The sequence below is a fragment of the Streptomyces sp. NTH33 genome, from assembly GCF_003236365.1.
Lineage (GTDB): Bacteria > Actinomycetota > Actinomycetes > Streptomycetales > Streptomycetaceae > Streptomyces.
In genome coordinates, this window is the sequence record NZ_POTZ01000185.1 from 1 (window position 1) to 12,648 (window position 12,648).

Below are 12,648 nucleotides of genomic sequence, written 5' to 3' on the forward strand. Positions count from 1 at the left end.
CTCGCCGCCGAAGATCGCGCCCGTCCGCGCCATCTCGGCCTTGATGAAGGAGTGACCCACGCGCGTGCGTGCGGGCGTGCCGCCGCTCTCCCTCACCACTTCCGGGACCGACCAGGAGGTGATGAGGTTGTGGATGATCACGCCCTTGCCGCCGTTCCTGGCGAGTTCGCGGGCGGCGACCAGGGCGGTGATCGCCGACGGGGAGACCGGTTCACCGCGCTCGTCGACGACGAAGCAGCGGTCGGCGTCGCCGTCGAAGGCGATGCCGATGTCGGCGCCCTCGGCGCGGACCCGGCTGCGCAGGTCGACGAGGTTGGCCGGGTCCAGCGGATTGGCCTCGTGGTTGGGGAAGGTGCCGTCCAGTTCGAAGTACATCGGCACGAGGTCGACGGGCAGCCCGGCGAGGACCGTCGGGACGGTGTGGCCGCCCATGCCGTTGCCCGCGTCGACGACGGCCTTCAGGGGGCGGGCGGAGGTCAGGTCGACGAGGGAGCGCAGGTGTGCCGCGTAGTCGTCCAGCGTGTCGCGCTGTGTGATCGTCCCCGGCCGGCCCGCGGGGTCCGGGGCGCCCGACTCCTGCCACTTCCCGACCAGTTCGCGGATCTCCACCAGGCCCGAGTCCTGGCCGACGGGAGCGGCGCCCGCGCGGCACATCTTGATGCCGTTGTACTGAGCCGGGTTGTGGGAGGCGGTGAACATCGCACCCGGCAGGTCCAGGGCGCCCGAGGCGTAGTACAGCTGGTCCGTGGAGCACAGCCCGATCTCGGTGACGTCCACGCCGCGCCGCGCCGCCCCGCGTGCGAAGGCCCGGGCCAGGCCGGGTGAGGAGGGCCGCATGTCGTGCCCGGTCACGAGGGCGCTCGCGCCGGTCACCTCGGCGAAGGCCGCCCCGAAGAGCTCGGCCAGTGACTCGTCCCACTGGTCCGGGACCACTCCGCGTACGTCGTACGCCTTCACGATCTGCGACAGATCAGCAGCCACGGCCAGCCCTTCTGGAGTCCTATCGGTCACCACAAGCTACCGGTGCCTGCTGAGAGTGGTGGCGTCAGGGACCGGGCACATGCCGTGGACGCAAGCGTTTGCGCGGGTACGGCGACGGGTGGCGGGCGAAGGCCCGGTGACGAAAGCCCGCGGCTGCCCGGTGATCAGTTGTCCGGCGAGCGGAGTACGCGCAGGTGGCCGCGGCGCGCGACCTCCATCGGGTCCGCCGTGCGCGGGCCGCCGCCACCGGCCTCGGCCGCCCGCTTCTGGGGCCTGGCCGCCTCGCGCACGGCATTGGCAAGCGCTTCCAGATCGTCACCGCTGGGCCGCGCGGGAGCCGAGCCGTCGAGAAGGCGGACGACCTCCCAGCCGCGGGGGGCGGTGAGGCGCTCGGAGTGCTCGGCGCACAGGTCGTAGCAGTGGGGTTCGGCGTAGGTGGCGAGCGGGCCGAGGACGGCGGTGGAGTCGGCATAGACGTACGTCAGCGTCGCTACGGCGGGACGGCCGCAAGCGGTGCGCGAACAGCGACGTACAGGGCTCACGATATTGGACGGTACCGCACTCTTGAGCGGGCCGCGACGACTCTCCGTCAGGTCACTCCACCGTGTCGCGGGGTGAAACACCCGGCACGCACCTTCTGTCACACTTCGCTGACCTGCACGGACACCCCTGTCGACATTTCGAACACCACGTGATCCGGTCACGACCGGGTACAAACACCGCCAATTGTCTTGAGATCAACGGTCTTGGAGAGATACGGAATCGAGCCCCATCTTGGCTGGAACGGTCACCGGACGACAGGCCGTCGAGGCCAGGCACGCGCGGGCGCCGGGGACTACCCTTCAGCAGTGATGGACAACCGTGTACCGCCCCGTGCCACCGGCCCCGGGCCTCGACGACGTGATCGCCACGGCCGCGGCATGCGCGGCCCGATCGCACCGCCGCAGGTGCCCCTCGCGGCGAGCCGTGCCGAAGTGTTCGCGGACCTGGTGCAGGACTCCGTGGACCGTCTGGAGCGGCGGTGGCCGCAGCTGGCCGACATCGACTTCCTCGTGGTGGAGGTGCCGCGGCTGGACCGGCCGGGGCAGCCCTGGAGCGACGAGGCAGTGCCGCTCGGAGGCACGATCGCCTCACGCGACGGGCGACGCGCGCGCGTGGTGGTCTACCGGCGGCCGGTGGAGATCCGCACCAAGGGGCGCGACGAGCGGGCCGCCCTGGTGCACGAGATCGTCGTCGAGCAGGTGGCCGAACTGCTGGGACTGACCCCGGAGACGGTGGACCCCCGGTACGGCGAGGACTGAGCCCGGGGCGCCGTCCGGGGCACCCGCCTCACTTCTGCAGCACCGACAGGTCCTGCTCCGCCCGCGGCACCGCCACGGTGCCCCGGTCGTCCGGCAGCGTCTGGACCGTGAAGGCGGGGATGCCCGCGCGCGTCGCCTCGAGGGTCCGCGCCCCGTAGACCGGACCGCCGGACAGGCGCTCCACCGTCAGGGCGTACGTTCCCTTCAGACCGGACGGCACCGGCGGGTCGATGTCCTGGGTGCTGCCCGCCTTGATCGTGTAGGTCTTCGACTCCGGTGCGCCGCCTCCGCTGCCCGCCGAGGCGGTGACCTTGACCTGCGCGGCGGCCGTGGGAGCGGTCAGCGAGAGCGTCGAGCCCTCGGCGCCGTTGCCGGCCGAGGTCGCGCGCGTCTCGAGCGGACTCGCCGCCGGGATGAACGCCGTCTCCTGCTTGTCGCCCGTGCCCCGGACGATCCGCAGCGCCGCGACCACGGGCACCGACTGCGAGGCCGGCGTGAGCACCAGCGAGCCCGCCTCACCGCGGGTGATCTCACCGAGGTCGACGGCGGTCGTCATCCTGCCCTTGACGCGGACCGTCTCGTGCCCGGCGGGCGTGATCAGCCCGGACGGCGAGGCCAGTTGCACCTTCAGGTCGGTGTCGGAGTCCCCCGGTGTGAAGGCGACCAGCCGTACGGACGTGGCGTCCTTGGGGATGCCCGGCAGCACCAGGCTGTCCGCCGGGTCCGCGGACGCCGTCAGCCAGTCGCCGCCCAGTTTGTCGTCGAGGGCCTGCACGGCCGCACCGACCCGGCCGCTGCGCACGCTCACGTGCACGGTGAGGTCCTCCTGCGGGGCGTCGGCGAGCGTGGTCAGCAGGACCGGCTCGCTGGAGTGCGGCGGAACGGTGATGCCCTCTCCGGCGGCCGACTTCACGGCGCCGTCCTCGCCGTACAGCTCGATGTCGACGACGGCCGCGGAGTCGTCGGGGTTGGTCAGGTGGACGTAGTCGGAGCGGCCGGCGGCCGTGCTCGCGCCCGGGAACCAGAACTGGGTGTCCGGAGCGGTGCAGTTGACACCCAGCAGGCCGCGGCCGGCGCCCACGGCGACCTCGGTGGTCTGCTGCATCGTCCAGCCGGGCGCGAACTTGCCCTCGGCCGTGCCGATCAGCGCGGGGGCGTCCCCGCCCGAGATGTCGCCGGTGACGGGGGTGCCGGGCTCCTTGGGCTCCAGGACGGATTTGACGGCCTGCTTCTTGCCGCCGCCGTCCTTGCCCTCGTCCTTTTTCCCGTCCTTGGAACTGCTCTGGGAGCCGTCCTTCCCGTTGCCGGCGTCTGCCGCCGACTGCCCGGTGGCGGGCCTGAGTTGGGCCTTGCCCGTGCTGTCCGCTCCCTGGGTCACGGGGGTGAAGGACGTGTACGAGGTGTCGGCGATGTCGGAGCTGCTCGGCGTCGGACAGACCAGGGTCGTGCGCTCGACGGGCAGTTGGGCGGCCGCCTGGGCGGAGCCGGCGCCCGGGGCGTCCGGTGTGTTCAGCGCGGCGAATCCGGTGACGGCGGCGAGCGCGGTCACGGCGGCGATCAGGGACAGGGTCGTGCGGTTCACTGCTGGCTCCCGTCGGGGCGCTCACTGCCGTTGCCGTGCGGGTGGTGGTGGGCCGGGTCGTACGGCTCCTCGTACCCCTGGTGGTACGCCTGGTCGTACGGCGCCGAGGGGGCCTGGCCGCCGTACGCGTACGGGTCGTACTGGCCGCCGTGGTACGGGTCGGCCGGGTACGCCTGGTCGTAGGCGCCCGCGGGGTACTGCTGGGGCTGGGCGCCCTGGTAGTGCTCGCCGCCGTGGGCGCCGTACTCGGCTCCGGCCCCCGCGTACGCGGTGGTGTCCCACTCGCCGTAGGACTGCTGGTGCGGGACGGCGGCGGGGACCTCCTCCTGAGCGGGAGGAGGCATGGTGTCCGGTCCCTCCGGTCCCGGTTCGAAGTCCCCCTGCCTCTCCTGCTCCTCCTGGCCGGCCTCCTCGGCCTCCGCCTGGGCGCGCAGCCGGCGGGCCCGGCGGCCCTCCCCGGCGACGGCCTGGGCGGGGACGAGCTCCGCCTCGGGCAGGTCGTCGTCGATGTCACGGCGCCGACCGGGCAGGGCGAGCACGACGAGGACGGCGGCGAGCGCGCCCTGGGCCCACAGCCAGGCGGTGTGGCCGATCGGGTCGTCGAAGGTGACGTCCAGCTTCCCGCCGGAGGCGGGGAGTCTGAAGCCCTGGGCCCAGCCGTCCACCGTCATGCGGGCGAGCGGCTTTCCGTCCAGGGTGGCCGTCCAGCCCTCGTCGGCCGAGTCGGCCAGGCGCAGCACGCGGCCCTCGGCCCCGGACGGGATCGTGGTGTGGATCTCGACCGGCCCGGCGGCGACCGGTTGGGCGGTGCCGGAGCCGGAGGCGGACACGACGGCGGCGCGCGACACCTCCTGGTTCACCCGCCACAGGGCGCTGCCGTCCTGCTGGCTGAGCCGGGTCAAACCGGGCGTGGCGTCCAGGACGCGGCTGACCTCGCGGGGCGCGCCCTTGTGGACGAAGACGTAGCGCACGGCGAAGCCGCCGAGCTGGCCGGCCTGGTCGGCGCCGGAGCCGGCGACGAGGTTGGCGACGACCTTGTCGAGCGCGCTGTTCCCGCCGTTCGCCTCGGCCAGTTCGGCATCGCCCATGCGTGCGCCGGAGCCGCGGACGAGCATGTAGCCGACGTGGCCGGGCGAGTCGCTGTCGAGGACCAGGGTGCGGGCCTGGTCGCGGGTGTTGCTCTCCTCGGCGACGAACGCGGGCACCTGCACGGGGTCGCGCCGCTGAACGGGGCCGTCGGCGCCACGGATCATCCAGCCGGCGACGATCAGCAGGGGGCCCGCGGCCGAGGCGAAGGCGACCAGTGCGGCGACCGGCTGACGCCAGCCGAAGCTCTGCTCGGCCACGCGCGCGCGTGCCCCGTCGGCACCGAGCACGGCGGCGGCCAGGAGCGCAAGGCCGTAGACGAGGGTGGCCGGGCCGGCCCAGGGGGAGCCGTTGGACAGCGCCGCGAAGGCGAGCGCCACCAGGGCGACCGCCCAGGCCGTCCAGATCGCGAACTGGCGCCCGGCGCGCAGCAGCGCGGCCAGCGCGGCCAGGACGATGCCGATGAGCATCAGCCCGTGCACCGTGCCGGGGCCACCCGGGCCGGCGCCGAGCAGGTCGAGGGCGGAGGCGGCCGAGGAGCCGTACTCCAGCCCGGCCTCCCTGAAGAAGCCGAACGGCAGCAGCGTCAGCGACCAGGGGGCGAGGACCAGCAGTGGGGTGCCCAACTGGGCCAGGAAGCGAGGTGCGTACGCCACGATGTCGTCACGGCGCACGGCCAGCACGCCGAGGCCGAGGAGGAGCGCGATGGGCCACACGATGGGCGTGAACGCGGTGGTGACGGTCAGCAGCAGGGCGTACGCCCAGGTGGCGCGCCAACTGCCGCGGGCACCGGATGCGTTGGCCAGGCCGCCGGCCGCGACGCCCGCGCGGGCGATGAGCGGCAGCAGCACGGCCAGGACCGCGGTGCCGAGGCGGCCGCCGGCCAGCGCGCCGGTGGTCGCGGGCAGGAAGGCGTAGACGACGGCCGCCCAGGCGCGCAGCAGGCGCGAGGGGACGAGCGGGCGGGAGGCGAAGTACGCCGTGAACCCGGCCAGCGGCACCGAGGCGATCAGCAGGACGGTGACCGCGAGACCGGTCGAGCCCAGCAGCGGGGAGGCCAGCATCGCGACCATCGCCAGGTACGGCGGCGCGGACGAGGCGCCGCCGGCGCCGACCGGGTGCCAGGAGTCGAGGTAGCGCGACCACAGCTCGGAGGAGTCGGCCGGGGCGGGCAGCAGGGCACCGCCTGCGAGCGCGCCGCCGCCGAGCAGGCCGCGGCAGGCGACCAGGGAGACGATCAGCAGCGCCAGGAAGAGCACCGGGCCGGGTTTGCGGGCGATGCGCTTGAGGCGGGCGAACTGCTCGATCTCCAGGTAGTCGGCGTCCTCGCCGCCGGGCCCGGACTCGACCGCGCTGCCGTGCCGGCCGGCCGAGGAGACCTCGGGGTCGGAGCGGCCGACGAGGTTGCTCGCGACCTGTTCGACCGTGGCGCGGACGGTGGCGCCCGGCGGTGGGAACAGCGGTCGTATCTCGCCCTTGTCGACCTGTGGCTTCCCGCGTCTGCGCCGGCCGGCGACGATCCGCTCGGGCCGCAGGAGTGTGCCCATCAGGCCGCGGATCTCGTCGACGGCCTGTCCCGGTACCTTGCCGACGAGATAGGCGACCGTCCGCAGCAGGGTGCCGAGCACGAGCCTCAGCAGCACCCAGGGCAGCACTGCCGTACGGGCGTTGACGAGCAGGGTGTAGACGGCGCCGGCCTTGTCCACCTTGTGCGGGGACGCGGCGGTGCGGCCGACGCAGTCGACGGTGCGGCGCTCGCGGGAGGCCGCTTCGGCGTGTCGTACGACGGCGTCGGGGGCGATCAGGACGCGGTGACCGGCGGCGTTGGCGCGCCAGCACAGGTCGACGTCGTCGCGCATCAGGGGCAGCCTGCGGTCGAACCCGCCCAGCTCCTCGAAGATGTCACGCCGGATCAGCATTCCGGCGGTGGACACCGACAGCACGGCCCGTACGTGGTCGTGCTGGCCCTGGTCCTGTTCACGGCGGTCCAGGCCGGTCCAACGACGGCCGGAGTTGGCGATGCTGACGCCCACTTCGAGCAGCTGCCTGCGGTCGTACCAGCCGCGCAGCTTGGGGCCGACGATCGCCACGTCGTCGCGGCCGAGTTCGTACTCGTTGTCGACGACCCTCAGCAGCTGGGCCAGGGCGTCGGGTTCGGGGGCGCAGTCGTCGTGCAGCAGCCACAGCCACTGCACCGGCTCTCCGTACGGCAGTTCGGGCAGGTCGTAGGCGTCGTCGCGCCAGGCGCGCGTGACGGGGTCCCAGCCGCTGGGGCGCTTGAGGTACGGCAGGTCGTCCGGGGTGAGGACCGGGGCGGCGTGGACGGCCTCCTCGACGGCCTGGCCGAAACCGGTGCGCCGGGCCAGGTGCAGCACGCGGTCGGCACCGAGGGCGTCGGTGACCACCTGCGCGGAGTCGTCCGCGCTGCCGGTGTCGGCCGCCACGGCGTACTGCGCGGGGCGCTCCTGGCCGAGCAGGCCGGCGAGCGCGTCGGGCAGCCAGCGGGCGCCGTCGTGGGAGACGAGCACGGCGGTGACGACGTGCCGCGGGTGTTCCGGCGCGCGGCTCGGGTCGGACGCCGTCGCGTGCGCGGGATCGGACGGCGCTGCGGCAGCGACGTCGTAGTGGGCTGCCGTATGGCTGTGCACGGACATCGAGATACGGCCCCGGTTCGGTGGACTGCGGTGGACGCCTGTGCCTGGTGGGGGCAGGGGCGTCTCGGACGAGCGACCACACTATCGGCTGGCCAGGAGTGCGGCCCGCCGCCTGTGGATAACCCACCTGCGACAGGCCGTTCGTGACGTTCGTATGGGGATGGGCGCGGTGCGTGCGGTCAGACGACCGCCTTCTTCAGCCGGCGCCGCTCGCGCTCGGACAGGCCGCCCCAGATGCCGAAGCGCTCGTCGTTGGCGAGGGCGTACTCGAGGCACTCGGAGCGGACCTCGCAGGCGAGGCAGACCTTCTTGGCCTCACGCGTGGAGCCGCCCTTCTCGGGGAAGAAGGACTCGGGGTCGGTCTGGGCGCACAGCGCGCGCTCCTGCCAGCCGAGTTCCTCGTCCGCGTCGTCGACCAGCAGTTGCTGCACCAGCTCGGTCATGTGCGCCCCTCGTCTGTCTTTCGCGTCCCCGTGACGCAGCCGTTACCTGTCCCGGCTGAACGACACGTGTGAAATTACAAGTGTGCTGCTCCGGGCGAGTCAAGCCGAGATCTGCTATTGGGCCCCTTATTCACTCTCCGGAACCAAGCCCCTCCAGAAAGTGTTCAAATCAGCATAAACCCAGACACGCAGCCGAGGCCCCGAGGGTTTCGCACCCCTGTACGGAGCCCGCACGGGGAAGGACGCCCAGGCCTTCGATCTCGTTCCGACACGCGCACCGAAGCGACCCGGATCACGGTCGGATCACGGGATCGCAACGGCGCTTGCGCGCCCGGCATGTGCGCCATGTGTCCCGGTCGGCCCGTGAGCAAACCTTTCGCCTGCGAGATGAACCGGATGAGGTGAAACATGTCCCACATTCCGGGCGCCGAGTTGACAGTGATGGTGTGAACCGCTGTCCTGGTGGGCATGCTCGCGAACTCGGCACTCACCACGACCCGCACCGCCGGGTCCCCCGGTGCTGCCCACGCTCGCTGTAGCTGTTGCTGTTCCGGCTGTTGAGCCCCACACGCGCACGCGTGCTCCAGCCGTCGTCCGAGCCCCTCCGCGCTCGACGCCCGTTCCCTCCCGCCGTCCTTCACCCCTTCACCGAGGAACCCCCACCCTCATGAACAGCGACAGCGACCTTCAGATCGCCGGCGACATCCTCGAAGTCCCGCACCTGCTCCAGGCCCCGCGCGAGCACCCGGCCACCGTGGCCGAGTTCGCCGGCCTGGCCCGCTCCATCGCCGCCGACCGCGCCCACTGGGAGCACCTCGTCCGCTACGACGCCACGACCCGCTGGTACCACCGGCTGCGCACCGGGCCGGGCTACGAGGTGTGGCTGCTGTCCTGGGTGCCCGGGCAGGGCAGCGGACTGCACGGCCACGGCCCCTCCTCCGGCGTCCTCACGGTCCTGGACGGCGAGCTGACCGAGCGCACCGAGCGCGGCACGCGCGCGTTGGGCGCCGGCGCGCAGCGCGTGTTCGCGCCGGGGTACACGCACGAGGTCGTCAACGACACGCTGGAGCCGGCGGTCAGCCTGCACGTGTACTTCCCCGGCCTGACCGAGATGCCCATGCACTCCGCGCACTCCGCGCACTCCGCCCGGTGCGCCGGGGCCGCCCGCGATCCGCTGGGCTCCGTCAGCACCTGAGGTCCGCCGGGGGCGTGCCCAAAGGAGCGTGTGCCGCGGCAGTGGCCGTATGCCACGTTGTCGTACCCGCCTGCAAGACTTGTCCCCATGCGCATTGTGGTTCTGGCAGGCGGCATCGGTGGTGCCCGGTTCCTGCGCGGTCTGAAGCGGGCCGTGCCGGACGCGGACGTCACGGTCATCGGCAACACCGGCGACGACATCCACCTCTACGGGCTGAAGGTCTGCCCGGACCTGGACACGGTGATGTACACGCTCGGCGGCGGCATCAACGAGGAGCAGGGCTGGGGCCGGGCCGACGAGACCTTCCACCTCAAGGAGGAGCTCGCGGCGTACGGCGTCGGACCGAACTGGTTCGGCCTCGGCGACCGGGACTTCGCCACGCACATCGTGCGCACCCAGATGCTCGGCGCCGGGTATCCGCTGAGCGCGGTCACCGAAGCGCTGTGCGACCGGTGGAAGCCGGGGGTGCGGCTCATCCCCATGACCGACGACCGCGTGGAGACGCACGTCGCCGTCGAGCTGGACGGTGAGCGCAAGGCGGTGCACTTCCAGGAGTACTGGGTGCGGCTGCGGGCGTCGGTGCCGGCCGAGGCGGTCGTGCCGGTCGGCGCGGAACAGGCGAAGCCGGCGCCCGGGGTGCTGGAGGCGATCGCCGAGGCGGACGTGGTCCTCTTCCCGCCGTCCAACCCCGTCGTCTCCGTCGGCACGATCCTCGCGGTGCCCGGCATCCGGGAGGCCATCGCCGACGCCGGGATACCGGTGATCGGCCTGTCCCCCATCGTCGGCGACGCGCCCGTGCGCGGCATGGCCGACAAGGTCCTCGCGGCGGTCGGCGTGGAGTCCACGGCCGCGGCGGTGGCCGAGCACTACGGCTCGGGGCTGCTGGACGGCTGGCTCGTCGACACCGTCGACGCGGCCTCGGTGGAGCGGGTCGAGGCGGCCGGCGTCCGGTGCCGGGCGGTGCCGCTGATGATGACCGACGTCGACGCCACCGCCCGGATGGCGCGGGAGGCGCTGGCACTGGCCGAGGAGGTGCGGGGGGCATGAGCGGCACGACCACGCACGCGCGGGCGGACGCGTCCGCCCCGGAGTTCCGGGTCTGGGCGGTGGCCGGGATTCCCGAGGTGGAGCAGGGCGACGACCTGGTGAAGCTGATCGCCGCCGCGGAGCCCGCTCTGGCCGACGGGGACGTGCTCCTCGTCACCTCGAAGATCGTCTCCAAGGCGGAGGGCCGGATCGTCGAGGCGGCCGACCGAGAGGCCGCGATCGACGCGGAGACCGTACGGGTCGTGGCCCGGCGCGGACCGCTGCGGATCGTGGAGAACCGGCAGGGACTCGTCATGGCCGCCGCCGGAGTCGACGCCTCCAACACCCCTTCCGGCACGGTGCTGCTGCTACCCGAGGACCCGGACGCGTCCGCGCGCGCCATCCGGGACGGCCTGCGCGACGCCCTCGGGGTCACGGTCGGGGTGCTCGTCACCGACACCTTCGGCCGGCCCTGGCGCACCGGGCTCACGGACGTCGCCATCGGCGCCGCGGGCGTACGCGCGCTGGACGACCTGCGCGGTGGCACGGACGCACACGGCAACCCGCTCAGCGCCACCGTCGTCGCCACCGCCGACGAACTCGCCGCCGCGGGCGACCTGGTCAAGGGCAAGGCCGCCGGGCTGCCCGTCGCCGTGGTACGCGGGCTGGGACACGTGGTGACCGAGGAACACGGGGAGGGAGCACGGGCCATGGTGCGGGACGCGCACGACGACATGTTCCGGCTCGGAACCTCCGAGGCCGTACGGGAGGCGGTGACCCAGCGGCGCACCGTACGGTCCTTCACCGACGAACCGGTCGACCCGGGCGCGGTACGGCGCGCGGTGGCCGCGGCGGTGACCGCGCCCGCGCCGCACCACACCACGCCGTGGCGGTTCGTACTGCTGGAATCGGAGGAGTCGCGGACGCGCCTGCTGGACGCGATGCGGGACGCCTGGATCGCCGACCTGCGGCGGGACGGCAAGAGCGAGGAGTCGATCGCCAAGCGGGTCCGGCGCGGGGACGTCCTGCGCAACGCGCCCTGCCTGGTGGTGCCGTGCCTCGTCATGGACGGTTCGCACGTGTACGGCGACGAGCGGCGGGACGGTGCCGAGCGGGAGATGTTCGTGGTCGCCGCCGGGGCCGGGGTGCAGAACTTCCTGGTCGCGCTGGCCGGGGAGCGGCTCGGCTCGGCGTGGGTGTCCTCGACGATGTTCTGCCGGGACGTGGTGCGCGGGGTGCTGGGGCTGCCGGAGGACTGGGATCCGATGGGTGCGGTCGCGGTCGGGCATCCGGCCGGGCCGCCGAAGCCGCGGCCGGAGCGGGACGCGGCGGCGTTCGTGGTCTCGCTGTGACCGCTTCGTCCGCATGACCGCCTAGGCTCGTGGAGCTTCTTCGGTACCTTCGGCTCTCCTGGAGCTCCTTCGTGGCAGGACGTTTCGCTCCGCGGCCCACCCTCCCCCACAGCCTTGACGGCGTGGGAGGTGCCCCCATGCCCGTGCCCGGTGGGCAGATCGGCGCGCCCGGAGGCGCGTCCCCGGATGTGCCGCGGCAGGCCGCCGCGCCGGGACGGGTGCGGACGTGGGTGCCGGACGGAGCGCTGGACCTGGGGCTGGTGCTCGGGCCGCTGCGGCGGGGACCGGGTGATCCCACGTTCCGGGCGATGCCCGACGGGTCGGTGTGGCGGGCCGGCCGGACGCCGCTCGGGCCCGGGACGCTGCGGGTGTCCGCGCACGGCGGGCAGGTGCGTGGGCAGGCGTGGGGACCGGGGGCCGAGTGGCTGCTGGAGCAGTTGCCCGATCTGCTCGGGGCCGCCGACGACCCGTCCCTGTTCACGCCGCGGCACCGGCTGCTGGCGCTGACGCGGCACCGGCGGCCGGGGTTGCGGCTGACGCGGACCGGGCTGGTGCTGGAGTCGTTGATCCCGTCGATCCTGGAACAGAAGGTGACGACGGCCGAGGCGTACGCGGCGTGGCGGGTGCTCGTACGGAAGTACGGGGAGCCGGCGCCGGGGCCCGCGCCCGGTCGGATGTACGTCATGCCGGCGCCGCGGACCTGGGCGCTGATTCCGTCGTGGGAGTGGCACCGGGCCGGGGTCGACGACAAGCGGGCGTCGACGGTGCTGCGGGCGGTGCGGGTCGCCGCGCGACTGGAGGAGGCGGTGCGGATGCCTCCGGCGGCGGCGCGGGAACGGCTGGAGCTGGTGCCCGGGATCGGGCCGTGGACGTCGGCGGAGACCGTGCAGCGCAGTCATGGGGCGGCGGATGCGGTGACGGTCGGGGATCTGCATCTGCCGGGGATCGTGGGGTTCGCGCTGGCGGGGAACCGGAGGGCGGACGACGCGGAGATGCTGCGCCTGCTCGAGCCGTATGCGGGGCAGCGG

At 73.3% G+C, this 12,648-nt stretch carries 10 protein-coding genes; 5 read left to right on the forward strand and 5 right to left on the reverse strand.

Features of this window, described 5'->3' with window-relative positions; translation table 11 throughout:
- Both manB and C1I97_RS18720 read right to left on the reverse strand, forming a co-directional pair.
- Positions 1-981 (reverse strand): phosphomannomutase/phosphoglucomutase (gene manB, locus C1I97_RS18715; RefSeq protein ID WP_111004360.1); only part of this gene is annotated, 981 nt, incomplete at its 3' end.
- A gap of 164 nt (positions 982-1,145) precedes the next feature.
- On the reverse strand, positions 1,146-1,523 hold the full coding sequence (locus C1I97_RS18720) for a DUF3499 domain-containing protein (protein ID WP_181446789.1): 378 nt from the start codon (positions 1,521-1,523) through the stop codon (positions 1,146-1,148).
- Between the two features lie 309 nt (positions 1,524-1,832).
- Here C1I97_RS18720 and C1I97_RS18725 point away from each other — a divergent pair, with 309 nt between their 5' ends.
- The gene (locus C1I97_RS18725) at positions 1,833-2,282 is read left to right on the forward strand and encodes a metallopeptidase family protein (RefSeq protein WP_111004361.1); all 450 of its coding nucleotides are present in this window, start codon (positions 1,833-1,835) and stop codon (positions 2,280-2,282) included.
- A gap of 28 nt (positions 2,283-2,310) precedes the next feature.
- Here C1I97_RS18725 and C1I97_RS18730 read toward each other — a convergent pair whose 3' ends face one another.
- From C1I97_RS18730 to C1I97_RS18740, 3 genes are all read right to left on the reverse strand, one after another.
- Complete coding sequence (locus C1I97_RS18730) at positions 2,311-3,864, reverse strand: DUF5719 family protein (protein ID WP_111004362.1); 1,554 nt, start codon at positions 3,862-3,864, stop codon at positions 2,311-2,313.
- A complete protein-coding gene (locus C1I97_RS18735) occupies positions 3,861-7,604 on the reverse strand; it encodes a glycosyltransferase family 2 protein (RefSeq protein ID WP_111004363.1) in 3,744 nt (1,247 codons plus the stop codon). The genes C1I97_RS18730 and C1I97_RS18735 overlap by 4 nt, the downstream gene beginning before the upstream one ends.
- A gap of 179 nt (positions 7,605-7,783) precedes the next feature.
- Positions 7,784-8,047 carry a WhiB family transcriptional regulator gene (locus C1I97_RS18740; protein WP_109380992.1) on the reverse strand — a complete coding sequence of 88 codons (264 nt, stop codon included), beginning with the start codon at positions 8,045-8,047 and terminating at the stop codon, positions 7,784-7,786.
- A 667-nt stretch (positions 8,048-8,714) separates the two neighbouring features.
- Between C1I97_RS18740 and C1I97_RS18750 the strand changes: the two genes are divergently transcribed.
- The 4 genes from C1I97_RS18750 to C1I97_RS18765 form a co-directional block, all read left to right on the forward strand.
- Positions 8,715-9,242, forward strand: a complete 528-nt coding sequence (locus C1I97_RS18750) for a cysteine dioxygenase (protein ID WP_111004364.1) — start codon at positions 8,715-8,717, stop codon at positions 9,240-9,242.
- Positions 9,243-9,329: 87 nt separating this feature from the next.
- Positions 9,330-10,289 carry a 2-phospho-L-lactate transferase gene (gene cofD / locus C1I97_RS18755; protein WP_111004365.1) on the forward strand — a complete coding sequence of 320 codons (960 nt, stop codon included), beginning with the start codon at positions 9,330-9,332 and terminating at the stop codon, positions 10,287-10,289.
- Positions 10,286-11,620 (forward strand): coenzyme F420-0:L-glutamate ligase, encoded by a 1,335-nt coding sequence (locus C1I97_RS18760; protein WP_111004366.1) that lies wholly within the window; start codon positions 10,286-10,288, stop codon positions 11,618-11,620. Before cofD ends, C1I97_RS18760 begins: the two co-directional genes overlap by 4 nt.
- A 71-nt stretch (positions 11,621-11,691) precedes the next feature.
- Positions 11,692-12,648 (forward strand): DNA-3-methyladenine glycosylase family protein (locus tag C1I97_RS18765; protein ID WP_441349127.1); only part of this gene is annotated, 957 nt, incomplete at its 3' end.

What these genes read in the sequence shown, in the direction of transcription:
- C1I97_RS18725 (WP_111004361.1), top strand. Translation starts at nt 1,833, where the DNA reads ATGGACAACCGTGTACCGCCCCGTGCCACCGGCCCCGGGCCTCGACGA.
- C1I97_RS18735 (WP_111004363.1), bottom strand. Translation starts at nt 7,604, where the DNA reads ATGTCCGTGCACAGCCATACGGCAGCCCACTACGACGTCGCTGCCGCA.
- C1I97_RS18740 (WP_109380992.1), bottom strand. Translation starts at nt 8,047, where the DNA reads ATGACCGAGCTGGTGCAGCAACTGCTGGTCGACGACGCGGACGAGGAA.
- C1I97_RS18750 (WP_111004364.1), top strand. Translation starts at nt 8,715, where the DNA reads ATGAACAGCGACAGCGACCTTCAGATCGCCGGCGACATCCTCGAAGTC.
- cofD (WP_111004365.1), top strand. Translation starts at nt 9,330, where the DNA reads ATGCGCATTGTGGTTCTGGCAGGCGGCATCGGTGGTGCCCGGTTCCTG.
- C1I97_RS18760 (WP_111004366.1), top strand. Translation starts at nt 10,286, where the DNA reads ATGAGCGGCACGACCACGCACGCGCGGGCGGACGCGTCCGCCCCGGAG.